The sequence below is a fragment of the Oceanobacillus manasiensis genome (assembly GCF_000724085.1).
Classification (GTDB): Bacteria; Bacillota; Bacilli; order Bacillales; family Amphibacillaceae; genus Oceanobacillus_B; species Oceanobacillus_B manasiensis.
On the sequence record NZ_CCDL010000006.1, the window covers coordinates 39,683 to 60,763 of the forward strand.

A 21,081-nucleotide genomic window follows, 5' to 3' on the forward strand; every position below is an offset into this window, starting at 1 on the left:
ATAAATGGGTAAAGAAAAGTTTGATCGCTCAAAAAGTCACGTGAACGTTGGTACTATTGGACACGTTGACCATGGTAAAACTACTTTAACTGCTGCTATTACAATCGTAATGCACAAAAAATCTGGTAAAGGTACTCAAATGGCATATGACCAAATTGATAACGCACCAGAAGAAAAAGAGCGTGGAATCACAATCGCGACTTCTCACGTAGAGTACGAAACAGATACTCGTCACTATGCACACGTTGACTGTCCAGGTCACGCTGACTATGTTAAAAACATGATCACTGGTGCTGCACAAATGGACGGAGCTATCCTTGTAGTATCTGCTGCTGATGGTCCAATGCCACAAACTCGTGAGCACATCCTACTATCTCGTAACGTAGGTGTACCTTCAATCGTTGTATTCCTTAACAAAACGGATATGGTTGACGATGAAGAACTTCTTGAGCTAGTTGAAATGGAAGTACGTGACCTACTAACTGAATACGACTTCCCTGGCGATGACGTACCAGTAATTAAAGGTTCTGCTCTTAAAGCAATCGAAGGCGATGCAGACTACGAAGCAAAAATCCATGAACTTATGGACGCTGTTGACGAGTACATCCCTACTCCAGAGCGCGACAAAGACAAACCATTCATGATGCCAGTTGAGGATGTATTCTCAATCACTGGTCGTGGTACTGTAGCAACAGGCCGTGTTGAGCGTGGAGAAGTTAAAGTTGGAGATGAAGTTGAAATCATCGGTATTAACGAAGATGCTTCTAAAACAACTGTAACTGGTGTTGAAATGTTCCGTAAGCTTCTTGACTATGCAGAAGCTGGAGATAACATTGGTGCACTTCTTCGTGGTGTAGCACGTGAAGATATCAACCGTGGACAAGTGCTTGCAAAGCCAGGTTCTATTACTCCACACACTAACTTCAAAGCTGAAGTTTATGTATTGTCAAAAGAAGAAGGTGGACGTCATACTCCATTCTTCGGTAACTACCGCCCACAGTTCTACTTCCGTACAACTGACGTAACTGGTGTTGTTACACTTCCAGAAGGCGTGGAAATGGTAATGCCTGGCGATAACATCGAAATGACAGTAGAATTGATCTCACCAATCGCTATCGAAGACGGTACGCGTTTCTCTATCCGTGAGGGTGGACGTACAGTTGGATCTGGTGTTGTTTCTTCTATTAACAAGTAACACCTATTAAAAAGACTGCGTATTATACGCAGTCTTTTTTTGTATTTTAAACAGGATTCAGATCTAGGGGAGAACCGAATGATGCAAGGTGTTTTATAAAACAACCAAGTGCTTGGGATTAAATGACTATTAAGAGGGACTTCCTGTTTCATATCGTAACATAACCTTACTAAAAGACGATTATCGCTAGCTTTTACTTCTCTATTTAAACTATATAAAGTGTTTCCCCAGTATTATAAATGGAAAGGTAGTAACAACTCAGAATGCGAAAAGTTTTTAAATGCACACTTCTACATTTAAAATTTATAAAAGAGATTTTCACACACCCTTGCATTTAGTAGTGATAGTTAGTATAATACATAGATGTGCGACCCCATAAATGTTTTTTACAAAAAGGGTTGCAAAGACCGTATAAATTCTATATAATAAGAATGTTGGTCATCAAAGGCGATGAAGCGGAAGGTTGTTGGCACACCCGGCCCCTTTGCCATGGCGGGTTGTCGAGATATTTTCGTGGAGAATGTCTATAATAATATGGGCGAGAAGGAGGGAAAATAATGGCAAAAGAGAAGATTAGAATTCGTTTGAAAGCTTATGATCACCGTATTTTAGATCAATCAGCTGAGAAAATCGTAGATACTGCGAAACGTTCAGGTGCTAGTGTGTCTGGTCCGATTCCATTACCTACAGAGAGATCAGTTTACACAGTACTACGTGCGGTGCACAAGTATAAGGATTCACGTGAACAATTCGAAATGCGTACACATAAACGTCTTATCGATATTGTTAACCCAACACCACAAACTGTCGATTCACTAATGCGTCTTGACTTACCATCAGGTGTTGACATTGAAATTAAATTATAAATAAATGTTTTACTATAGGAGGTGTAACGGATGACGAAAGGAATCTTAGGTCGTAAAATCGGCATGACTCAGCTATTTTCTGAAACTGGTGAATTAGTACCTGTGACTGTAATTCAAGCTGAGCCAAACGTAGTTCTACAAAAGAGAACATTAGAAAATGATGGCTATGAAGCACTGCAAATCGGTTTTGCTGATGAAAAAGGATCACGTACTAACAAAGCGGAAAAAGGCCATGCTGACAAAGCAAACACAGCCCCTAAGCGCTACGTTCGTGAAATCCGTGACGCGAAGCTTGACGAACATGAAGTTGGTCAAGAAATCAGCGTTGAAGTTTTTCAAGCAGGAGACAAGATCGACGTAACAGGTACAACCAAAGGTAAAGGATTCCAAGGTTCTATTAAACGCCACAATCAACAACGTGGACCAATGTCCCATGGTTCTCACTACCACAGAAGCCCTGGTTCACTAGGTGCGGTTGACCCAATGCGTGTTTTCAAAGGACGTCCACTACCAGGTCAAATGGGTGGAACTCAAGTAACAATTCAAAACCTTGAAGTTGTTAGCGTGGATGCTGAACGCAACCTGCTATTAATTAAAGGTAATGTACCAGGTGCAAAAAAATCATTCGTAAAAATTACGAGTGCAATAAAGGCTAACTAATCACACACACGAAGGGAGGATATGTCATGCCTAAAGTAGCACTATTAAAACAAGACGGTTCACAAGCTGGTGATTTGGAATTAAATGATTCCGTATTTGGAATTGAGCCAAATACACATGTTTTACATGAAGCAGTAGTAATGCAACGTGCATCATTGCGCCAAGGAACTCATGCTGTTAAAGGTCGTTCTGACGTTCGCGGTGGTGGTCGTAAACCATGGCGTCAAAAAGGAACTGGCCGTGCACGTCAAGGTTCTATTCGCTCTCCACAATGGGTAGGCGGTGGTACTGTGTTTGGTCCAACACCACGCAGCTACAGCTACAAACTACCTAAAAAGGTACGTCGTTTAGCACTAAGATCTGCACTTTCTTCTAAAGTACAAGAAGAAAATCTAGTAGTATTGGAAAGCCTAGCAATGGATGCTCCAAAAACGAAAGAAGTAGTGAGCATGCTTCAAGCGCTTAATGTTGATACAAAAGCATTAATTGTCACTGCTGAAAAAGACGAAACGGTTATCCGTTCCGCAAACAACCTTCAATCTGTTAAAGTTCTAACTGTTGAAGAAGTAAATGTTCTAGATTTGCTTACGCATGACAAGCTGATCCTAACGAAGGATGCAGCTGAAAAAGCAGGGGAGGTGCTTGCATAATGAAAGATCCACGTGATATTATAAAGCGCCCTGTCATTACAGAGAATTCTGCTGACTTAATGGAACAAAAGAAATATACGTTTGAAGTAAGTACAAAAGCAAACAAGACAGAGATTAAAGATGCTATTGAACTTGTATTCGGCGTTAAAGTAGATAAAGTAAACACAATGAACCTTAAAGGTAAATTCAAGCGGATGGGAAGATACGGTGGATACCGTCCAAACCGCAAAAAAGCTATCGTTCAACTTTCAGAAGACAGTAAAGAACTGGAAATCTTTGAAGGTTAACTAGAAATATTCTAGAAGGAGGGAAAACAAGATGGCGATTAAAAAATTCAAACCAACGTCAAACGGAAGACGTAATATGTCAGTATCTGATTTCGCTGAAATCACTACAGATACTCCAGAGAAATCCCTTTTAAGCCCGTTGTACAAACGTGGCGGTCGTAATAACCAAGGGAAACTAACTGTTCGTCATCAAGGTGGCGGTCATAAGCGTCAATACCGTATTATCGACTTCAAACGCGATAAAGATGGTATACCAGGACGCGTTGCTACTATTGAGTATGATCCAAACCGTTCAGCAAATATTGCACTTATCAATTACGCTGATGGTGAAAAACGCTACATTTTGGCTCCGAAAGGACTAAAAGTAGGACAAAAAATCGAATCTGGTGTAGATGCGGATATCAAAGTAGGTAACGCACTTCCACTAGCTAACATTCCAGTTGGTACAATCATTCATAACATTGAATTAAAGCCAGGACGCGGTGGACAACTAGCTCGTTCTGCTGGTGCAGAAGCACAAATTCTTGGACGTGAAGAAAAGTACACACTAGTTCGTTTAGCATCAGGTGAAGTTCGTCTAGTGCTTACAACTTGTCGCGCAACTGTTGGCCAGGTTGGGAACTTAGAACATGAACTTATTCGTATCGGTAAAGCCGGACGTTCTCGCTGGTTAAACAAACGCCCTACAGTTCGTGGTTCTGTTATGAACCCTAACGATCACCCACACGGTGGTGGTGAAGGACGTGCGCCAATCGGACGTAAATCACCAATGTCACCTTGGGGCAAACCTACACTTGGTTACAAAACTCGTAAACGTAATAAGCCGACTGATAAATATATCGTTCGTAAACGTAAAAAATAATCGAAAGTAGTGGACGGGATTATATACCCGTCTCTCAATTGCGGAAGGAGGTTTATCCATGGGTCGTAGCTTAAAAAAAGGACCTTTTGCAGATGACCATCTATTGTCAAAGATCGAGAAATTAAACGAAGACGACAAGAAACAGGTTGTTAAAAGCTGGTCACGTCGTTCAACAATTTTCCCTACTTTTGTTGGTCACACCGTTGCTGTATATGATGGACGTAAACACGTACCTGTCTATATCACAGAAGACATGGTCGGCCATAAACTAGGTGAATTCGCGCCAACTCGCACGTATAAAGGGCATGCTGGCGATGATAAGAAAACTAAACGCTAATGAGAGGAGGCACTAAGTATGCAAGCTAAAGCCATGGCGAAATCGGTTCGTATTGCTCCTCGTAAAGTACGATTAGTCGTTGATTTAATTCGAGGAAAAAACGTCGGCGAAGCAGTTGCAATTCTACGCCACACACAACGCGGTGCTTCTCCAGTCGTAGAGAAGGTTTTGAAGTCTGCTATCGCAAACGCAGAACATAACTACGAAATGGACACGGACAATCTAGTGATTTCCGAAGCATTTGTAAATGAAGGTGCTACATTGAAACGTTTCCGTCCACGTGCACAAGGACGTGCAAGTAAAATTAACAAACGCACAAGCCACATTACAGTGGTTGTAACAGAAAAGAAGGAGGGATAGTCAGTGGGTCAAAAAGTAAATCCAACGGGTCTTCGCGTCGGCATCATTAAAGACTGGGAGTCAAAATGGTATGCTGGTAAAGACTATGCAGACTTACTACATGAAGATATTAAAATCAGAGAATATCTTGAAAACCGCTTGCGTATTGCTGCTGTTTCTTCTATCGACATCGAGCGTGCAGCTAATCGCGTAAACATCACAATTCATACTGGGAAACCAGGAATGGTAATTGGTAAAGGCGGTTCTGAAGTAGAAGCTCTACGTAAATCATTGAACAGCTTGACTGGCAAACGTGTACACATTAACATTGTTGAAATCAAGAAAGTTGATCTTGATGCAACACTTGTTGCTGAAAACATTGCTCGTCAATTAGAAAACCGTATCTCATTCCGTCGTGCACAGAAACAATCTATTCAACGTGCAATGCGCGGAGGAGCAAAAGGAATTAAAACTCAAGTTTCCGGACGTCTTGGTGGAGCAGATATCGCTCGTGCGGAACATTATAGTGAAGGAACAGTACCACTACACACATTGCGCGCTGATATCGATTATGGTACAGCTGAAGCAGATACTACTTACGGTAAACTAGGTGTTAAAGTGTGGATCTATCGTGGGGAAGTCCTTCCAACTAAATCAAACAAATAAGGAAGGGGGCAATGCATTATGTTAATGCCTAAACGCGTGAAATATCGTAGACAACATCGTGGTAAAATGAGAGGCCAAGCAAAAGGTGGTACTACAGTAGCTTTTGGTGAATACGGCCTACAGGCAACAGAAGCATCATGGATCACTAGTCGTCAAATTGAGGCTGCCCGTATTGCAATGACTCGTTACATGAAACGTGGCGGTAAAGTTTGGATTAAAATCTTTCCTGACAAACCATACACTGCAAAACCCCTAGAAGTTCGAATGGGTTCCGGTAAAGGTGCTCCAGAAGGATGGGTAGCAGTAGTAAAACCAGGAAAAATTATGTTTGAAATCGCAGGAGTTTCCGAAGAGGTTGCTCGTGAAGCGTTACGTCTTGCTTCTCACAAACTGCCGATTAAAACGAAGTTCGTAAAACGTGAAGAAATTGGTGGTGAAAGCAATGAAGGCTAATGAAATCAGAGAACTAACCACTGCCGAAATTGAACAAAAAGTTAAATCTTTAAAAGAAGAACTATTTAATTTGCGCTTCCAGCTTGCAACTGGTCAACTGGAAAACACTGCTCGTATTCGTGAAGTAAGAAAGTCAATTGCTCGCATGAAAACAGTAGTACGTCAACGCGAAGTCAGCGTAAATAACTAGAAATCTAAAGAGGAGGTTAGCCTCACATGACTGAACGTAATGATCGTAAGGTATATACAGGCCGTGTCGTATCAGACAAAATGGATAAAACAATTACAGTATTAGTCGAAACTTACAAGTTTCATAAGCTATACGGTAAACGTGTAAAGTACTCTAAAAAATTCAAAACACATGATGAAAACAACCAGGCAAAAACTGGCGATGTAGTTCGTATCATGGAAACTCGTCCGCTATCAGCAACTAAACGTTTCCGTTTGGTTGAAGTCGTTGAAGAAGCGGTAATTATATAATAAAGTTCGCTCGGAAGGTATCCGAAGGGAGGTCACAGCGATATGATTCAACAGGAAACTCGCTTGAAAGTTGCAGATAACTCTGGCGCACGTGAAGTCTTAACTATTAAAGTTCTAGGCGGATCTGGCCGTAAAACTGCCAATATTGGTGATGTAATTGTTTGTACTGTGAAACAAGCAACACCAGGAGGCGTTGTCAAAAAAGGTGAAGTTGTTAAAGCTGTCATCGTACGTACTAAATCTGGTGCACGTCGTAAAGATGGTTCATATATTCGTTTTGATGAAAATGCAGCCGTAATTATCCGTGATGACAAAAGTCCACGAGGTACTCGTATCTTCGGACCAGTTGCACGTGAATTACGTGATGCAAAATTCATGAAAATCGTATCTCTAGCTCCAGAAGTTCTATAAGCTAAAATTAGCCTTGCAAGGAGGTGCGTCAAGCATGCATGTAAAAAAAGGTGATAAAGTTAAAGTAATATCCGGTAAAGACCGTGGTAAAGAAGGCACAATCCTAGAAGTGAGTCCAGCTCAGGAGCGCGTTCTTGTTGAAGGCATCAACATGGTGAAAAAACATGCGAAACCTTCACAGGAAAATCCACAAGGTGGAATCCTAAACCAAGAAGCTCCAATTCACGCTTCTAACGTAATGCCAATAGATCCAAAATCCGGTGAACCAACTCGTGTTGGGTATGAAGTACGTGACGGAAAGAAAGTCCGCATCGCTAAAAAATCCGGTGAAGCAATAGATAAATAATTTAGCGACGAAAGGAGGGCGACATTGATGAATGAATTAAGAAAAAAATACCAAGATGAAGTATCACCATCTTTGATGAATAAATTTAATTATGATTCTGTTATGCAGGTACCTGCTGTTGATAAAATTGTTATCAATATGGGTGTCGGTGATGCAGTTCAAAACTCTAAAGCATTAGATAGCGCTGTTGAAGAGCTTGCGTTAATTTCTGGTCAAAAACCAATGATCACTCGTGCTAAGAAATCAATCGCTGGTTTCCGCCTTCGTGAAGGAATGCCGATCGGTGCAAAAGTTACCCTTCGCGGTGAGCGTATGTACGAATTCCTTCAAAAGCTTATTGCGGTATCACTTCCACGTGTACGTGACTTCCGTGGTATCTCTAAAAAAGCTTTTGATGGTCGTGGAAACTATACATTAGGTGTAAAAGAACAGCTAATATTCCCAGAAATTAATTATGATAAAGTAAACAAGGTACGTGGTATGGATATCGTTATCGTAACGTCATCTAATACTGACGAAGAGGCTCGTGAACTTTTAGCTCAGCTAGGCATGCCTTTCCAAAAATAAGCTTAGAGCTAATACAAGGAGGGAAAATTGTGGCTAAAAAATCAATGATTGCGAAACAAAAACGTCCACAAAAGTATCAAGTACGTGAATATACACGTTGCGAACGTTGTGGCCGTCCACATTCTGTAATCCGTAAATTTAAACTTTGCCGTATTTGTTTCCGTGAACTTGCCTACAAAGGTCAAATTCCTGGTGTCAAAAAAGCAAGCTGGTAAACCCCGATTCGGGAAGGAGGTAATTAGTAATGGTTATGACAGATCCAATTGCAGATATGCTAACTCGTATTCGTAATGCTAACATGGTGCGCCATGAAAAGTTAGAGCTTCCGGCTTCAACAATGAAGAAGGAGATCGCTGACATCCTTAAGCGTGAAGGTTTCGTTTCAGATTATGAGTTTGTTGAAGATAACAAACAAGGTGTTTTGCGTATTTTCCTTAAATACGGTACGAACGAAGAGCGAGTAATTACAGGTATCAAACGTATTAGTAAGCCAGGACTACGTGTTTACGCTAAAGCTGATGAAGTACCTCGCGTACTTAATGGCCTAGGTATAGCTATTGTCTCAACATCAAAAGGTGTGCTTTCTGATAAAGAAGCACGTTCACAAGCTGTTGGTGGCGAAGTTCTTGCATATGTTTGGTAATTAACATTTTTTGATGAGGAGGTGTATGGAATGTCTCGTATAGGACTTAAGCCGATTGAAATTCCAGAAGGTGTCGAAGTGAAGCTTAACGGAACTACAGTGTCTGTGAAAGGACCTAAAGGTGAGTTAACTAGAAACGTACACCAGGATATGAATATTAATATTGAAGATAATGTCGTTACAATTGCACGTCCAAGTGATCATAAAGACCACCGTGCATTACACGGAACTACTCGTAGTTTAATCAACAACATGGTTGAAGGTGTAAGCAAAGGATTCGAAAAATCCCTTGAAATCATCGGGGTTGGTTACCGTGCTATGAAACAAGGAGACAAAGTTGTGATTAACGCTGGTTATTCACACCCAGTTGAACTTGATCCGATTGCCGGCATTGAAATTGACGTTCCTAAAAACACACAAGTTGTTGTTAAAGGAATCGATAAGGAGCTTGTTGGTGCAGTTGCTTCCAATATCAGAGCAATCAGACCACCTGAGCCTTATAAAGGAAAAGGTATTCGCTACGAAGGTGAATATGTACGTCGTAAAGAAGGTAAAACTGCTAAGTAAGACTAGTTAGGGAGCAGAAAGGAGTGACCTAAATGATCACAAAGCCTGACAAAAATATTGTACGTAAAAGAAGGCATGCACGTGTAAGAAAAAACATTTCTGGTACGGAGCAACGTCCACGTCTTAACGTATATCGTTCAAATAAACACATCTATGCACAGTTAATTGATGACAATAATGGTGTTACAGTTGCAAGTGCTTCAACTAAAGATAACGAATTAAAAGTAGAAGCTACAGGTAACCTTGACGCTGCCGTTAAAGTTGGAGAAATGATCGCTAAACGTGCCCAAGATAAAGGTTACAAATCGGTTGTATTCGATCGCGGAGGCTACCTTTATCATGGACGTGTGAAAGCTTTAGCAGATGCTGCCCGCGAGGCAGGTCTTGAATTTTAATCGATAAAGGAGGGACATACATGATGTCAAACATCGATCCGAACAAATTAGATCTTGAAGAACGTGTTGTTACGGTCAACCGTGTTGCAAAAGTAGTTAAAGGTGGACGTCGTTTCCGCTTTGCAGCTTTAGTAGTAGTCGGTGACAAAAACGGCCATGTAGGATTTGGTACAGGTAAAGCACAAGAAGTACCAGAAGCAATTAAAAAAGCAGTTGATGATGCGAAGAAAAATCTGATTACAGTACCGATCGTGGGAACTACCATTCCTCATCAGATTAATGGTCGTTTTGGTTCTGGTAATGTATTGATGAAACCTGCGGCAGAGGGTACTGGAGTTATCTCTGGTGGACCGGTTCGTGCCATCCTTGAACTTGCGGGTGTTGGTGATATTTTAACAAAATCACTTGGTTCAAATACACCAATTAACATGATTCGTGCAACATTAAACGGTTTAACAAACTTGAAGCGCGCAGAAGACGTAGCAAAACTACGTGGAAAGTCTGTGGAAGAACTGTTAGGATAAGGAGGGAACTGTTATGTCTAAAAAATTAGAAATCACCCTCACGCGTAGTGTTATCGGTGGATCAGATGTACAAAAGAAAACTGTTCAAGCATTAGGACTTAAAAAGATTCGTCAATCCGTAGTACGTGAAGATACTGATGCCGTTCGCGGTATGGTTAACAAAGTATCTCATCTAGTAGCGGTTAAAGAAGTTTAATTATATAATTGCGTAAAGAGGAGGTGCTCGAATGAAACTTCATGAATTGAAGCCATCAGAAGGAACACGCACAAATCGTAATCGTGTTGGCCGTGGTATGTCATCTGGTAACGGAAAAACTTCCGGCCGTGGACATAAAGGTCAAAAAGCACGTTCAGGCGGCGGTACTCGTCCGGGCTTTGAAGGTGGTCAAATGCCTTTATTCCAACGTTTACCTAAACGTGGATTTACAAACATTCACCGTAAAGAATTTACTATTGTGAACTTAGATGCGCTAAATCGTTTTGAAGACGGCACAGAAATTACACCTGAGCTATTACTTGAAGAAGGTGTCGTAAGCAAGCTTAATGCAGGTATTAAAGTACTTGGCAAAGGTGCTATCGAAAAAAAACTTACAGTAAAAGCTCATAAGTTCTCTGCTTCAGCAGTTGAAGCAATAGAGGCAGCGGGCGGTAAAACCGAGGTGATTTAATGTTCCGTACAATCTCCAATTTTATGCGCGTAGGTGACATTAGACGGAAAATAATCTTTACATTATTAATGTTGGTTGTCTTCCGTCTAGGCACATTTATTCCTGTGCCTTATACAGATAAGCAAGCAATTGATTTCATGAACTCACAAAATGTATTTGGTTTTCTGAACACATTTGGTGGAGGAGCTCTACAAAACTTCTCCATTTTTGCCATGGGGATTATGCCATACATTACTGCTTCCATCATTATGCAGCTATTGCAGATGGATGTTGTTCCTAAATTTGCCGAGTGGAAAAAGCAAGGTGATGCGGGACGTAAGAAGTTGGCTCAAATCACGCGTTATGGTACGATCGTTCTTGCATTCATACAGGCGATTGCGATGTCCATTGGATTTAACGCAATGGCCGGTGGAATGCTGATTACCGATCCAGACGTGTTAACATTCCTTATCATTGCCATTGTTCTAACTAGTGGAACTGCATTTCTAATGTGGTTGGGAGAACAGATTACAGCAAATGGTGTAGGAAATGGGATCTCTATTATTATCTTTGCGGGTATAGTAGCCGCTGTTCCAAACGGGATCCAACAACTTTACAGTCAGTATTTCATCAACCCTGGTGATGATTTGTTTATCAATATTGTAATTGTTGCCTTGATTGCTTTGGTAGTTGTGGCTGTGACGGTTGGAGTTATCTTCATCCAACAGGCACTACGTAAAATTCCAATTCAATATGCAAAAAAACTTGTTAATCGCTCACCGGTTGGCGGACATTCTACACATTTACCGTTAAAAGTAAATGCTGCTGGAGTTATCCCGGTAATCTTTGCGATAGCATTTATGGTTGCACCAAGTACGGTGGCTAACTTCTTTGAAGGAAGCCTAGCATCAACTATCACAACGATTTTTGACTATACACAGCCAATTGGTATGGCTTTATATGTTGCGCTTATTATAGCCTTCACATATTTCTATACGTTTGTACAGGTAAACCCTGAGCAAATGGCTGAAAATTTACAGAAACAAGGCGGTTATATTCCAGGTATCCGACCTGGTAAAAATACTGAAACGTATTTAACACGCGTGATGTACCGTTTAACTTTTGTCGGTGCTCTCTTCCTTGCGGCTGTCTCTGTGCTTCCTATCCTACTGGGTGGGCTTGCAGGATTACCTACCGCAGTTCAAATTGGTGGCACAAGCTTACTGATCGTTGTTGGAGTAGCATTACAGACAATGAAACAGCTGGAAAGCCAGTTGGTTAAACGACACTACAAAGGTTTTATCAAGTAGGATCCTGCTGCCAATGAGAGTGAGGGGAACTTTGTTGAATTTGATTTTAATGGGTCTTCCTGGTGCCGGTAAAGGTACTCAGGCCGGAAAGATAAACGAAAAATATAACATCCCTCATATTTCAACAGGAGATATGTTCCGATTAGCTATAAAAGAGGGTACAGACCTTGGACAGAAGGCTAAAGAATATATGGATCAAGGTGAGCTTGTTCCGGATGAAGTAACAATTGGGATTGTGAAGGAACGTTTAAGTAAAGCAGATGCTCAAGATGGTTTCTTATTGGATGGATTTCCAAGAACTATTGCCCAGGCTAAAGCCTTACAAGAACTTCTTTCCGATATCAATCAGTCTATTGACTATGTACTGCATGTAGATGTACCAAAAGAAAAATTAGTGGAGCGTCTAACGGGTCGTAGAATTTGTCCGACGTGTGGAGCTACTTATCACGTCCTTTACAACCCACCTAAGGTTGAAGGGGTCTGTGACAAAGATGGTTCCAAGTTAATTCAGCGAGAAGATGATCAAGCCGAAACAGTGAAGAACCGTTTGGCAGTTAATATAAAACAAACACAGCCGTTATTGGACTTTTATGAGGACAAAGGATACTTAGTATCTGTTAACGGTGACCAAGATATTGATCAGGTTTTTGAAAATATTCAAGCCAAGATCGATAAATAATCTTTTATTATAACTGTTGTATAGCCAACGGATGCATTCCATTGGATGAAAAGTTATAATAAAATGGAGTAATGATAACACAACGTGCATTACTTCGAGTTAAGTGACACAGGATTGGATAAGCGATAACCCCTATTTAGTAGGGTGGCAGTATAAACTATAGCCTAAGTGAAGGTGATCGTTGTTGAACGAAGATGATTCGATTCCGCTAATAGGTCAAGTTGTTCGTATTATGCAGGGACGGGAAGCAGGACAATATGCGGTTATTATCAAAATACTTGAAGATCGGTATGTCTTGCTTGCAGATGGGGAAAAACGTAAATATGATCGACCAAAGAAAAAGAACTTGCATCATATTGAAGTTATGGACTACATTTCTCCTGAAGTCCAGAAAAGCCTTCTAGAAACTGGTCGTGTCACAAATGGTAAGCTGCGGTTTGCCATAGCTAAATTTATCAATGAAGTTGTGACTGATTTGAAGAAGGGAGATCAACACGATGGCGAAAGACGATGTAATTGAAGTTGAAGGTACCGTAACCGAAACATTGCCGAATGCGATGTTTAATGTAGAGCTTGAGAATGGCCACACAGTATTGGCACATGTTTCAGGCAAGATTCGTATGCATTTCATCCGCATTCTACCAGGTGATAAAGTAACGGTGGAACTTTCTCCGTATGATTTAACTAGAGGACGAATTACGTACCGTTATAAATAAGCGAGCTCCGATATAAAAGGAGGAAAAGATGAGATGAAAGTAAGAGCATCTGTTAAACCAATTTGTGAAAAATGCAAAGTAATCAAACGTAAAGGTAAAGTTATGGTTATTTGCGAAAACCCGAAACACAAGCAAAAACAAGGCTAAACTAATAGGAGGTGTTACAATCTTATGGCACGTATTGCAGGTATTGATATTCCACGTGACAAACGTGTAGTAATTTCATTGACTTACATTTATGGAATTGGCAAAGTGACCGCAGAGAAAGTCCTTAAAGAAGCAGGCGTTTCAGAGAGCACTCGCGTACGCGATCTAACAGAAGATGAGCTTGGTAAAATCCGTAAAGCAATCGATGAATATACAATCGAAGGGGACCTTCGTCGTGAAGTATCCCTAAACATTAAACGTCTAATCGAAATTGGTTCTTACAGAGGTGTGCGTCATCGCCGTGGGTTGCCAGTTCGTGGACAAAAAACAAAGAACAATTCACGTACTCGTAAAGGACCTCGTCGAGCAGTTGCAGGCAAGAAAAAATAACGTGAAGGAGGTAAGCTAATTAATGGCACGTAAAACTAATACACGTAAGCGTCGTGTGAAAAAGAATATAGAAACTGGTATCGCGCATATCCGTTCTACTTTTAACAATACAATTGTTACAATTACAGATGCGCAAGGTAATGCGATTGGCTGGAGCTCTGCTGGATCATTAGGCTTCAAAGGCTCTCGTAAATCAACTCCATTTGCCGCTCAAATGGCAGCAGAAACTGCAGCAAAATCTGCTGTGGATAATGGAATGAAAACTCTAGAAGTAACAGTTAAAGGACCTGGGGCTGGTCGTGAAGCAGCGATTCGTTCTCTTCAAGCAGCTGGTCTAGAAGTAACAGCAATTGTTGATGTAACTCCTGTTCCTCACAATGGCTGTCGCCCACCAAAACGTCGTCGCGTATAATTATACCGTATAGAATTTGTCACCCTGTCTATAATGGGTTATGATAGCTAAAAATGTAAAGGTTCGCCCTTTACCATACAGCATTCGAGAGACAACAAGTACGAAAGTATTGCAGGTAGTGCAGAAACGCCAACTGCCTATTTGAGGAATTTCGGTTAGACGCGGTGTCTAACCGGGGTTTCGACGTTTTAAAGGAGGGTTTTATTGAATGATCGAAATTGAAAAACCAAAAATTGAGACGGTAGAAGTCAGCGAGGATGCTACATTTGGTAAATTCGTAGTCGAACCGCTTGAACGTGGATATGGTACCACTCTAGGAAACTCCTTGCGTCGTATCCTACTATCCTCACTTCCAGGTGCTGCTGTTACATCTGTTCAATTTGATGGTGCGCTTCATGAATTTTCAACAATTGATGGTGTTGTTGAAGACGTAACGTCTATCATTTTGAACTTGAAGAAACTGGCTTTGAAAATCTACTCTGATGAGGAGAAGGTTTTAGAAGTTGATGTACAAGGAGAAGGAAAAGTTACGGCTGCTGATCTGACATTCGATAGTGATGTAGAAGTATTAAATCCAGAACTACCTATTGCTACATTGAACAGTAAAGGTAACTTGCGTATGAAAATTACCGCAGAACGTGGTCGCGGCTACCGTCCGGCTGAAGCGAATAAAAAAGATGACCAACCTATTGGTGTAGTGCCAATCGATTCTATTTTTACTCCCGTTTCCCGTGTTACCTATCAAGTGGAGAATACACGCGTAGGGCAAGTAGCTAACTTTGATAAACTAACATTAGATGTATCTACAGATGGAAGCATTCGCCCAGAGGAAGCTGTTTCTCTTGGAGCTAAAGTTTTCACTGAGCATCTTAATATTTTTGTTGGTTTAACGGATGAAGCCAAAAAGGCTGAAATCATGGTAGAGAAAGAAGAAGATCAGAAAGAAAAAGTAATGGAAATGACAATTGAAGAACTTGATCTTTCTGTCAGATCCTATAATTGCTTGAAACGTGCCGGGATTAACACGGTTCAAGAACTAGCAAACAAATCCGAAGAAGACATGATGAAGGTTCGTAACTTAGGTCGTAAATCATTAGAAGAAGTAAAAGTAAAACTAATTGATTTAGGCTTAGGCTTACGCGATGACGACTGATCATCGGTTAACCAAAACATCTATGCCTGTTTAACCTAGTCCCGGTAACCGGGACATAACTGGTTAAAGAGGGTAGAAGTGGCAGGTTTTCTTTGCGGTTGTTCGCATTTTTAAATTTAGTCTGTAGTCATCAAGAAAGGGAGGGATAGTCCATGGCTAGAAAACTAGGTCGTACAACAGATTCTCGTATGGCTCTACTACGTAATCTTGCATCTGATTTGATTATTCATGAACGGATTGAAACAACAGAAGCAAAAGCGAAAGAGCTTAAAACAATTGTAGACAAAATGATTACGCTTGGAAAACGTGGTGATCTTCATGCACGTCGTCAAGCTGCAGCTTTCTTATATAACAAAGAAGCTAACGAAAATGAAAGTGTTGTTCAAAAACTTTTCAATGACGTTGCTGCACGCTATGAAGACCGTCAAGGTGGATACACACGCGTTCTTAAATTAGGTGAACGCCAAGGTGATGGAGCAAAAATGGCAATTGTAGAATTAGTTTAATCTACAAAAAGGCGTCGAGGGCAGGACTGAATCTCTTCATGAGGTGAAGCCAAGCCCTTTTTTTGTAAGTTAAAAAGCTATTTTAATGTAAAGTTTTGCAGGGACTTCGAACGAGGGCAAAATATTGCCGGTGGGCTGAAAGTGAGTGGGAGCGACGCAGGGTCGGGCGAAAAAGGCGCAAACTCGAGCGAATCCGCCCCGCGTCCTCTCAGAACACTAGAAAGTCGCATGACTGTAGCACTGAATTTGAAAGTCCCTGTCTTCAGATAAAATTAACACCACGGGTGATAAACCTCTCAGAGTCCTTTTAAAGGCTTCTGGGCAGTGATTGCCCCATTGCCCCTATAATCCACACCTCAGGGGGAGAGAAGAGCTAGAGGAGGCTTTAAAATGAGAGAGAAGCTAATAGAGTTTAGAAATGTATCGTTTCGATATAGAGAAGAGCACCCCTGGGTCTTAAAAAATTGTTCATTTGAAATCTATGAGGATGAATCTATTGCGATTATTGGCCACAATGGATCTGGTAAGTCGACGATCGCAAAGCTTATAAATGGGTTACTTTTTCCACAAGAAGGCGAGATCTTAATCGCAGGAAAGCCAGTAACAGAAGAAACAATTTGGGACATCAGAAAAGATGTGGGAATGGTGTTCCAAAATCCAGACAACCAGTTTGTGGGCACAACGGTACAAGATGATGTCGCTTTTGGAATGGAGAACAGAGGAATCCCACGTGAAGATATGATATCCCGTATTGAGGATTCTTTAACAGCTGTCGGAATGCAGGAATACCATTTAACAGAACCACATCGCCTTTCAGGTGGACAAAAGCAGCGTGTTGCAATAGCAGGAGTACTGGCGGTGTCCCCCAAAGTACTTATCTTAGATGAAGCGACCGCAATGCTAGATCCAAAAGGTAGAACCGAAATAATGAAAACCGTAACGCAAGTACAAGCGAAAAATAATTTATCTTTAATTACAATCACCCATGACTTACATGAAGTAGTGCAGTCTAATCGGGTCATCGTGATGAATCAAGGAGAAATATGGGATGAAGCCACTCCAAGAGAAATATTTGCTAAAAAGCGAGCACTCCGGGAGATTGGGCTAGATGTCCCCTTTGTGGCCATCCTGGCAGATGAATTGCAGGAACAGGGATTAGTCCTATCAAAGGAACCATTAAATCATGAGGAGCTTCTGGAGGAACTATGGACATTACATTCAACAACGTAAGCTATATTTATCAAGAAAATAGCCCCTTCGCTCATAAGGCAATTGAGGATTTGACCTTCCACATTCCTTCCGGTTCCTTTGTTGCTGTGATTGGCCATACAGGTTCGGGGAAATCTACGTTAATTCAACATCTTAATGGGTTGGCTATGCCTACGAGAGGCGAGGTAACGATCGGTGATTTTCACCTTAAAGCAAAGGAAAAGCCAAAGAACATGCGGGAACTGCGTAGCAAGGTAGGAGTAGTCTTCCAATATCCTGAGCATCAGCTTTTCGAGGAAACAGTGGCAAAGGATATAGCCTTTGGTCCTGAAAACTTTGGGGTAGAAAAAGCAGTGATCGAAGAGAGGATTAGTGAAATTATTCCAGCTGTTGGGTTATCTAAAGAAATCTTGGAACGCTCTCCATTTGACCTGAGTGGTGGACAGATGCGCAGGGTGGCCATTGCTGGAGTGATGGCGGTGCAACCAGAAGTACTTGTACTAGATGAACCTACAGCAGGTTTGGACCCACGTGGGCAGAAGGAAATGTTGGAAATGTTTTACGAGCTGCACAAAAAGCAGGGGCTAACTACTGTTCTCGTGACCCATAGTATGGAGGACGCACTGAAATATGCTGATCAGGTTATCATCTTAAATCAAGGTAAAAAGTATATGGAAGGCAATCCTGTCCATGTTTTTACCCAGAAGGATGCCTTGCATAAGGTACAATTAGATGTACCAGAGAGTGTTGCATTCCTAAGTAAGTTTGAAGCTAGATTTAAAAAGTCGCTGCCATTTAGAGGGCAGACGGTGGATGAAATGGCCGAGGACATCCTACGTGTTGTACAAGGGGGCGGAATAGATGAATAACGCCTTGATCATTGGTCAATACGTACCAGGCAACTCTCTAGTCCACAAATTAGATCCGCGAACGAAAATTACGCTCATTTTCTTTTTTGTATTTATCGTATTTTTAGCTAATAATGTATTGAGTTATAGTATTCTAACATTGTTTGCACTGGTCAGTATGGTGATATCTCGTGTACCCATACGATTTATTATGAAGGGGCTGACACCGATATGGTTCCTGATTGTCTTCACGTTCATCTTGCATATCATTGTAACAAAGGAAGGCAGCGTTTGGCTGGAGATCTATTCTTTTCAAATATATTCTGGTGGAGTATTCCAAGGGATAGCCATCTCACTGCGTTTCTTTTTATTAATACTCGTTACATCTCTATTGACCTTAACAACGACACCAATCGAGATTACCGATGCAATTGAAGACATGCTCCATCCCCTTAAAAAGGTGAAATTCCCTGTGCATGAGCTAGCCTTAATGATGTCCATATCGCTTCGGTTTATCCCGACCCTTATGCAGGAAACTGATAAAATCTCTAAAGCTCAAGCTTCCCGAGGAGTTGACTTTCGGACAGGCTCAATTAAAGATCGAGCTAAAGCGGTGGTCCCTTTGCTAATTCCTCTGTTTGTAAGTGCCTTTAAAAGGGCAGAAGAGCTGGCTATGGCTATGGAGGCACGTGGCTACAATGGTGGAGAGGGACGTACGAAACTAAGGGAATTAAAGATAAACGCACGTGATATCGCCGTTTATCTACTTTTTATCGCTGTCATTGCAGGACTACTACTAACAAGAGGCTACTAAGGAAAGGCTGAACCAGAATGGTAAGACTACGATGCACCATTTTTTATGATGGGTCCCAATTTTCCGGTTTTCAAATACAACCCAGAAAGCGTACAATCCAAGGCGAGTTGGAAAAAGCGTTGAAGAAAATGCATAAGGGTCAAGCGATACGGATCCAAGCTTCTGGTAGAACCGACACAGGTGTACATGCGAAAGGGCAGACAATCCATTTTGACTCCCCTTATACGATTCCTGTAGCGAATTGGAAGCTTGCACTAAATACCTTGTTGCCGGGAGATCTTTATATTAAGGATGTTACAGAAGTCTCAGAAACATTTCATGCTCGCTATGACGTAGTAGAAAAAGAGTATCGCTATTATGTAACAAATGAAAAAGAGCCAGATGTTTTTAAACGTCATTACAGCTATCATTTCCCCTATACACTAAATGTCTCGAAAATCAAAGAGGCTTGCACTTACCTGGAAGGGACACATGATTTTACAACCTTTTCATCTGCAAAAGCAACGACAAAGGGAAGTAAGGAAAGAACCCTTTTCCAAGTAAGCTGCGAACAGCAGGGGACAGAGCTGGAGTTTATTTTTCGGGGGAGCGGCTTTTTATATAATATGGTGCGTATTATCGTGGGAGTGCTCCTGGACATCGGTCAGGGGCGGCGACAACCAGAAGATATAAATGAATTGCTAGACCAAAAAGATCGTCAGCTTGTGGGCGAAACTATTCCACCACAAGGGCTTTATTTGTGGAATGTTGTCTATGAAGAAGAACTTTCATAGAATAAATGGAGAGTTTACGCAAATTATCTGCTCACCCCCTTGACAAATCCCTATACTTTGGTATATTATGATCTATGGCAATTTATTTCTGAAACCACGATTAGCCCCGGAATCTAATTGTGTTGAATATAGGAATAACGAAACGAAATTTAAAATGAATTTTTAATTATGGAGGGAACAATCATGCGCACAACTTTCATGGCGAATGAATCTAATATCGAACGCAAATGGCTTGTTGTGGATGCTGAAGGCCAACGTCTTGGTCGTTTAGCAAGTGAGGTTGCTGCAATCCTTCGCGGAAAGCATAAAGCAACTTACACACCACACGCTGACACTGGCGATAATGTAATCATCATTAACGCAGAGAAAATAGAACTATCTGGTAACAAAATCAATGACAAGATCTACTACCGTCACTCAAACCACCCAGGTGGATTGAAAGAACGTAATGCATATGAAATGCGTACTAAATACCCTGAGCAAATGCTTGAGCTTGCTGTTAAAGGAATGCTTCCAAAAGGTTCTCTTGGACGTAAAATGGGTAAGAAATTGCACGTATTCAGAGGCGCTGAACACAATCATCAAGCACAACAACCTGAAGTTTACGAACTTCGCGGGTAATTAAAAGGAGGTTAATCAAATGGCACAAGTACAATACTACGGCACAGGTCGTCGAAAAAAATCAACTGCACGTGTACGCTTAGTTCCAGGTACAGGTAACGTAACAATCAATGGTCGTGAAGCAAAAGACTACTTCCCATATGAAACACAGCTTTTAATCTTGAACCAACCACTAGCTGCTACTGAAACTCAAGGAACTTATGATGTTTTAGTAAACGTTCATGGCGGTGGATTCACTGGCCAAGCTGGTGCAATTCGCCACGGTATCGCTCGCGCACTTCTTGAAGCAGATCCAGAATACCGCGGATCTCTTAAATCAGAAGGTTACCTAACTCGTGACGCTCGTATGAAAGAACGTAAGAAATACGGTCTTAAAGGCGCTCGTCGTGCACCACAGTTCTCAAAACGTTAATTTTATATTTACGTTTCAAGACTCTCAACCAATTGGTTGGGAGTCTTTTTTGTGTTGTATTTCTATTTTGATATAAGAACTTCCGTACATAATGCAAGAAGGTATGCAAGTAAGCATCTCCTGTTCTTTTAATATTAATTTCAACCAAATTAGTATAAACTAACACAATGTCGAAAAAGTGACCGTTGCAACGGTC

At 41.2% G+C, this 21,081-nt stretch carries 37 protein-coding genes; all 37 read left to right on the forward strand.

The window, feature by feature from the left end:
• Positions 1-4: 4 nt before the first annotated feature.
• The 37 genes from tuf to rpsI all read left to right on the forward strand — a co-directional run bounded on the left by tuf (position 5) and on the right by rpsI (position 20,885).
• A complete protein-coding gene (tuf, locus tag BN985_RS18505; RefSeq protein WP_042225479.1) occupies positions 5-1,195 on the forward strand; it encodes an elongation factor Tu in 1,191 nt (396 codons plus the stop codon).
• Between the two features lie 557 nt (positions 1,196-1,752).
• Positions 1,753-2,061 carry a 30S ribosomal protein S10 gene (gene rpsJ, locus BN985_RS18510; RefSeq protein ID WP_036578675.1) on the forward strand — a complete coding sequence of 103 codons (309 nt, stop codon included), beginning with the start codon at positions 1,753-1,755 and terminating at the stop codon, positions 2,059-2,061.
• A gap of 30 nt (positions 2,062-2,091) precedes the next feature.
• The gene (gene rplC, locus BN985_RS18515) at positions 2,092-2,721 is read left to right on the forward strand and encodes a 50S ribosomal protein L3 (protein ID WP_042225481.1); all 630 of its coding nucleotides are present in this window, start codon (positions 2,092-2,094) and stop codon (positions 2,719-2,721) included.
• 26 nt (positions 2,722-2,747) lie between these two features.
• Positions 2,748-3,371 (forward strand): 50S ribosomal protein L4, encoded by a 624-nt coding sequence (rplD, locus tag BN985_RS18520; protein ID WP_042225483.1) that lies wholly within the window; start codon positions 2,748-2,750, stop codon positions 3,369-3,371.
• A complete protein-coding gene (gene rplW / locus BN985_RS18525) occupies positions 3,371-3,658 on the forward strand; it encodes a 50S ribosomal protein L23 (RefSeq protein ID WP_042225485.1) in 288 nt (95 codons plus the stop codon). Before rplD ends, rplW begins: the two co-directional genes overlap by 1 nt.
• 31 nt (positions 3,659-3,689) lie before the next feature.
• Positions 3,690-4,520 (forward strand): 50S ribosomal protein L2, encoded by an 831-nt coding sequence (rplB, locus tag BN985_RS18530; protein WP_042225487.1) that lies wholly within the window; start codon positions 3,690-3,692, stop codon positions 4,518-4,520.
• Positions 4,521-4,578: 58 nt separating this feature from the next.
• Positions 4,579-4,857, forward strand: coding sequence for a 30S ribosomal protein S19 (rpsS, locus tag BN985_RS18535; protein ID WP_042225489.1), 279 nt, complete (start codon positions 4,579-4,581; stop codon positions 4,855-4,857).
• An 18-nt stretch (positions 4,858-4,875) separates the two neighbouring features.
• Positions 4,876-5,217: a 50S ribosomal protein L22 gene (gene rplV / locus BN985_RS18540; RefSeq protein ID WP_042225490.1), complete on the forward strand. Its 342-nt coding sequence runs from the start codon at positions 4,876-4,878 to the stop codon at positions 5,215-5,217.
• A 3-nt stretch (positions 5,218-5,220) separates the two neighbouring features.
• Complete coding sequence (rpsC, locus tag BN985_RS18545; RefSeq protein WP_036578666.1) at positions 5,221-5,862, forward strand: 30S ribosomal protein S3; 642 nt, start codon at positions 5,221-5,223, stop codon at positions 5,860-5,862.
• 18 nt (positions 5,863-5,880) lie between these two features.
• Positions 5,881-6,315 (forward strand): 50S ribosomal protein L16, encoded by a 435-nt coding sequence (rplP, locus tag BN985_RS18550; protein WP_019375527.1) that lies wholly within the window; start codon positions 5,881-5,883, stop codon positions 6,313-6,315.
• Positions 6,305-6,505 carry a 50S ribosomal protein L29 gene (rpmC, locus tag BN985_RS18555; protein WP_036578662.1) on the forward strand — a complete coding sequence of 67 codons (201 nt, stop codon included), beginning with the start codon at positions 6,305-6,307 and terminating at the stop codon, positions 6,503-6,505. Before rplP ends, rpmC begins: the two co-directional genes overlap by 11 nt.
• A 26-nt stretch (positions 6,506-6,531) precedes the next feature.
• Positions 6,532-6,795 carry a 30S ribosomal protein S17 gene (rpsQ, locus tag BN985_RS18560; RefSeq protein ID WP_036578661.1) on the forward strand — a complete coding sequence of 88 codons (264 nt, stop codon included), beginning with the start codon at positions 6,532-6,534 and terminating at the stop codon, positions 6,793-6,795.
• Between the two features lie 42 nt (positions 6,796-6,837).
• Positions 6,838-7,206, forward strand: coding sequence for a 50S ribosomal protein L14 (gene rplN / locus BN985_RS18565; protein ID WP_036578659.1), 369 nt, complete (start codon positions 6,838-6,840; stop codon positions 7,204-7,206).
• A 34-nt stretch (positions 7,207-7,240) separates the two neighbouring features.
• The gene (gene rplX / locus BN985_RS18570; RefSeq protein ID WP_042225492.1) at positions 7,241-7,552 is read left to right on the forward strand and encodes a 50S ribosomal protein L24; all 312 of its coding nucleotides are present in this window, start codon (positions 7,241-7,243) and stop codon (positions 7,550-7,552) included.
• Between the two features lie 27 nt (positions 7,553-7,579).
• Positions 7,580-8,119, forward strand: a complete 540-nt coding sequence (rplE, locus tag BN985_RS18575; protein ID WP_042225494.1) for a 50S ribosomal protein L5 — start codon at positions 7,580-7,582, stop codon at positions 8,117-8,119.
• A gap of 29 nt (positions 8,120-8,148) precedes the next feature.
• On the forward strand, positions 8,149-8,334 hold the full coding sequence (locus tag BN985_RS18580; RefSeq protein ID WP_019375521.1) for a type Z 30S ribosomal protein S14: 186 nt from the start codon (positions 8,149-8,151) through the stop codon (positions 8,332-8,334).
• A gap of 29 nt (positions 8,335-8,363) precedes the next feature.
• On the forward strand, positions 8,364-8,762 hold the full coding sequence (rpsH, locus tag BN985_RS18585) for a 30S ribosomal protein S8 (protein ID WP_042225496.1): 399 nt from the start codon (positions 8,364-8,366) through the stop codon (positions 8,760-8,762).
• Between the two features lie 30 nt (positions 8,763-8,792).
• Positions 8,793-9,329, forward strand: coding sequence for a 50S ribosomal protein L6 (gene rplF, locus BN985_RS18590; RefSeq protein ID WP_042225498.1), 537 nt, complete (start codon positions 8,793-8,795; stop codon positions 9,327-9,329).
• 32 nt (positions 9,330-9,361) lie between these two features.
• Positions 9,362-9,724, forward strand: a complete 363-nt coding sequence (rplR, locus tag BN985_RS18595; protein ID WP_036578648.1) for a 50S ribosomal protein L18 — start codon at positions 9,362-9,364, stop codon at positions 9,722-9,724.
• Positions 9,725-9,747: 23 nt separating this feature from the next.
• Positions 9,748-10,248 (forward strand): 30S ribosomal protein S5, encoded by a 501-nt coding sequence (gene rpsE, locus BN985_RS18600; RefSeq protein ID WP_036578733.1) that lies wholly within the window; start codon positions 9,748-9,750, stop codon positions 10,246-10,248.
• Between the two features lie 13 nt (positions 10,249-10,261).
• Positions 10,262-10,444, forward strand: a complete 183-nt coding sequence (gene rpmD / locus BN985_RS18605) for a 50S ribosomal protein L30 (protein WP_042225500.1) — start codon at positions 10,262-10,264, stop codon at positions 10,442-10,444.
• Positions 10,445-10,475: 31 nt separating this feature from the next.
• The gene (rplO, locus tag BN985_RS18610) at positions 10,476-10,916 is read left to right on the forward strand and encodes a 50S ribosomal protein L15 (RefSeq protein ID WP_042225501.1); all 441 of its coding nucleotides are present in this window, start codon (positions 10,476-10,478) and stop codon (positions 10,914-10,916) included.
• On the forward strand, positions 10,916-12,205 hold the full coding sequence (gene secY, locus BN985_RS18615) for a preprotein translocase subunit SecY (protein ID WP_042225503.1): 1,290 nt from the start codon (positions 10,916-10,918) through the stop codon (positions 12,203-12,205). Before rplO ends, secY begins: the two co-directional genes overlap by 1 nt.
• 34 nt (positions 12,206-12,239) lie before the next feature.
• The gene (locus BN985_RS18620; protein ID WP_042225505.1) at positions 12,240-12,884 is read left to right on the forward strand and encodes an adenylate kinase; all 645 of its coding nucleotides are present in this window, start codon (positions 12,240-12,242) and stop codon (positions 12,882-12,884) included.
• A 184-nt stretch (positions 12,885-13,068) separates the two neighbouring features.
• Positions 13,069-13,404, forward strand: coding sequence for a KOW domain-containing RNA-binding protein (locus tag BN985_RS18625; RefSeq protein ID WP_042225507.1), 336 nt, complete (start codon positions 13,069-13,071; stop codon positions 13,402-13,404).
• Complete coding sequence (gene infA / locus BN985_RS18630) at positions 13,382-13,600, forward strand: translation initiation factor IF-1 (protein WP_010095735.1); 219 nt, start codon at positions 13,382-13,384, stop codon at positions 13,598-13,600. Before BN985_RS18625 ends, infA begins: the two co-directional genes overlap by 23 nt.
• Before the next feature lie 33 nt (positions 13,601-13,633).
• Positions 13,634-13,747, forward strand: a complete 114-nt coding sequence (gene rpmJ, locus BN985_RS18635) for a 50S ribosomal protein L36 (protein ID WP_010095733.1) — start codon at positions 13,634-13,636, stop codon at positions 13,745-13,747.
• 24 nt (positions 13,748-13,771) lie between these two features.
• Positions 13,772-14,137, forward strand: coding sequence for a 30S ribosomal protein S13 (gene rpsM / locus BN985_RS18640; RefSeq protein ID WP_042225510.1), 366 nt, complete (start codon positions 13,772-13,774; stop codon positions 14,135-14,137).
• Between the two features lie 22 nt (positions 14,138-14,159).
• Complete coding sequence (rpsK, locus tag BN985_RS18645) at positions 14,160-14,549, forward strand: 30S ribosomal protein S11 (protein WP_036578637.1); 390 nt, start codon at positions 14,160-14,162, stop codon at positions 14,547-14,549.
• Between the two features lie 208 nt (positions 14,550-14,757).
• Positions 14,758-15,702: a DNA-directed RNA polymerase subunit alpha gene (locus BN985_RS18650; RefSeq protein ID WP_042225512.1), complete on the forward strand. Its 945-nt coding sequence runs from the start codon at positions 14,758-14,760 to the stop codon at positions 15,700-15,702.
• A gap of 152 nt (positions 15,703-15,854) precedes the next feature.
• Positions 15,855-16,208, forward strand: coding sequence for a 50S ribosomal protein L17 (rplQ, locus tag BN985_RS18655; protein WP_042225514.1), 354 nt, complete (start codon positions 15,855-15,857; stop codon positions 16,206-16,208).
• A 390-nt stretch (positions 16,209-16,598) separates the two neighbouring features.
• The gene (locus BN985_RS18660; RefSeq protein ID WP_042225516.1) at positions 16,599-17,438 is read left to right on the forward strand and encodes an energy-coupling factor ABC transporter ATP-binding protein; all 840 of its coding nucleotides are present in this window, start codon (positions 16,599-16,601) and stop codon (positions 17,436-17,438) included.
• On the forward strand, positions 17,414-18,286 hold the full coding sequence (locus tag BN985_RS18665; protein ID WP_042225519.1) for an energy-coupling factor ABC transporter ATP-binding protein: 873 nt from the start codon (positions 17,414-17,416) through the stop codon (positions 18,284-18,286). Before BN985_RS18660 ends, BN985_RS18665 begins: the two co-directional genes overlap by 25 nt.
• Positions 18,279-19,079, forward strand: coding sequence for an energy-coupling factor transporter transmembrane component T family protein (locus BN985_RS18670; RefSeq protein ID WP_042225522.1), 801 nt, complete (start codon positions 18,279-18,281; stop codon positions 19,077-19,079). The genes BN985_RS18665 and BN985_RS18670 overlap by 8 nt, the downstream gene beginning before the upstream one ends.
• Positions 19,080-19,096: 17 nt before the next feature.
• A complete protein-coding gene (gene truA / locus BN985_RS18675; RefSeq protein WP_042225524.1) occupies positions 19,097-19,852 on the forward strand; it encodes a tRNA pseudouridine(38-40) synthase TruA in 756 nt (251 codons plus the stop codon).
• Positions 19,853-20,035: 183 nt separating this feature from the next.
• Entirely contained in the window at positions 20,036-20,473 is a 438-nt protein-coding gene (gene rplM / locus BN985_RS18680; protein ID WP_042225526.1) for a 50S ribosomal protein L13, read from the forward strand.
• Positions 20,474-20,492: 19 nt separating this feature from the next.
• A complete protein-coding gene (gene rpsI, locus BN985_RS18685) occupies positions 20,493-20,885 on the forward strand; it encodes a 30S ribosomal protein S9 (protein ID WP_042225528.1) in 393 nt (130 codons plus the stop codon).
• Positions 20,886-21,081: the final 196 nt, after the last annotated feature.

Bases quoted from the DNA above. Each gene is read 5' to 3' on its own strand.
- tuf (WP_042225479.1), top strand. From the start codon at position 5: ATGGGTAAAGAAAAGTTTGATCGCTCAAAAAGTCACGTGAACGTTGGT.
- rpsJ (WP_036578675.1), top strand. From the start codon at position 1,753: ATGGCAAAAGAGAAGATTAGAATTCGTTTGAAAGCTTATGATCACCGT.
- rplC (WP_042225481.1), top strand. From the start codon at position 2,092: ATGACGAAAGGAATCTTAGGTCGTAAAATCGGCATGACTCAGCTATTT.
- rplD (WP_042225483.1), top strand. From the start codon at position 2,748: ATGCCTAAAGTAGCACTATTAAAACAAGACGGTTCACAAGCTGGTGAT.
- rplW (WP_042225485.1), top strand. From the start codon at position 3,371: ATGAAAGATCCACGTGATATTATAAAGCGCCCTGTCATTACAGAGAAT.
- rplB (WP_042225487.1), top strand. From the start codon at position 3,690: ATGGCGATTAAAAAATTCAAACCAACGTCAAACGGAAGACGTAATATG.
- rpsS (WP_042225489.1), top strand. From the start codon at position 4,579: ATGGGTCGTAGCTTAAAAAAAGGACCTTTTGCAGATGACCATCTATTG.
- rplV (WP_042225490.1), top strand. From the start codon at position 4,876: ATGCAAGCTAAAGCCATGGCGAAATCGGTTCGTATTGCTCCTCGTAAA.
- rplP (WP_019375527.1), top strand. From the start codon at position 5,881: ATGTTAATGCCTAAACGCGTGAAATATCGTAGACAACATCGTGGTAAA.
- rpmC (WP_036578662.1), top strand. From the start codon at position 6,305: ATGAAGGCTAATGAAATCAGAGAACTAACCACTGCCGAAATTGAACAA.
- rpsQ (WP_036578661.1), top strand. From the start codon at position 6,532: ATGACTGAACGTAATGATCGTAAGGTATATACAGGCCGTGTCGTATCA.
- rplN (WP_036578659.1), top strand. From the start codon at position 6,838: ATGATTCAACAGGAAACTCGCTTGAAAGTTGCAGATAACTCTGGCGCA.
- rplX (WP_042225492.1), top strand. From the start codon at position 7,241: ATGCATGTAAAAAAAGGTGATAAAGTTAAAGTAATATCCGGTAAAGAC.
- rplE (WP_042225494.1), top strand. From the start codon at position 7,580: ATGAATGAATTAAGAAAAAAATACCAAGATGAAGTATCACCATCTTTG.
- rpsH (WP_042225496.1), top strand. From the start codon at position 8,364: ATGGTTATGACAGATCCAATTGCAGATATGCTAACTCGTATTCGTAAT.
- rplF (WP_042225498.1), top strand. From the start codon at position 8,793: ATGTCTCGTATAGGACTTAAGCCGATTGAAATTCCAGAAGGTGTCGAA.
- rplR (WP_036578648.1), top strand. From the start codon at position 9,362: ATGATCACAAAGCCTGACAAAAATATTGTACGTAAAAGAAGGCATGCA.
- rpsE (WP_036578733.1), top strand. From the start codon at position 9,748: ATGTCAAACATCGATCCGAACAAATTAGATCTTGAAGAACGTGTTGTT.
- rpmD (WP_042225500.1), top strand. From the start codon at position 10,262: ATGTCTAAAAAATTAGAAATCACCCTCACGCGTAGTGTTATCGGTGGA.
- rplO (WP_042225501.1), top strand. From the start codon at position 10,476: ATGAAACTTCATGAATTGAAGCCATCAGAAGGAACACGCACAAATCGT.
- secY (WP_042225503.1), top strand. From the start codon at position 10,916: ATGTTCCGTACAATCTCCAATTTTATGCGCGTAGGTGACATTAGACGG.
- infA (WP_010095735.1), top strand. From the start codon at position 13,382: ATGGCGAAAGACGATGTAATTGAAGTTGAAGGTACCGTAACCGAAACA.
- rpmJ (WP_010095733.1), top strand. From the start codon at position 13,634: ATGAAAGTAAGAGCATCTGTTAAACCAATTTGTGAAAAATGCAAAGTA.
- rpsM (WP_042225510.1), top strand. From the start codon at position 13,772: ATGGCACGTATTGCAGGTATTGATATTCCACGTGACAAACGTGTAGTA.
- rpsK (WP_036578637.1), top strand. From the start codon at position 14,160: ATGGCACGTAAAACTAATACACGTAAGCGTCGTGTGAAAAAGAATATA.
- BN985_RS18650 (WP_042225512.1), top strand. From the start codon at position 14,758: ATGATCGAAATTGAAAAACCAAAAATTGAGACGGTAGAAGTCAGCGAG.
- rplQ (WP_042225514.1), top strand. From the start codon at position 15,855: ATGGCTAGAAAACTAGGTCGTACAACAGATTCTCGTATGGCTCTACTA.
- BN985_RS18660 (WP_042225516.1), top strand. From the start codon at position 16,599: ATGAGAGAGAAGCTAATAGAGTTTAGAAATGTATCGTTTCGATATAGA.
- BN985_RS18665 (WP_042225519.1), top strand. From the start codon at position 17,414: ATGGACATTACATTCAACAACGTAAGCTATATTTATCAAGAAAATAGC.
- BN985_RS18670 (WP_042225522.1), top strand. From the start codon at position 18,279: ATGAATAACGCCTTGATCATTGGTCAATACGTACCAGGCAACTCTCTA.
- truA (WP_042225524.1), top strand. From the start codon at position 19,097: ATGGTAAGACTACGATGCACCATTTTTTATGATGGGTCCCAATTTTCC.
- rplM (WP_042225526.1), top strand. From the start codon at position 20,036: ATGCGCACAACTTTCATGGCGAATGAATCTAATATCGAACGCAAATGG.
- rpsI (WP_042225528.1), top strand. From the start codon at position 20,493: ATGGCACAAGTACAATACTACGGCACAGGTCGTCGAAAAAAATCAACT.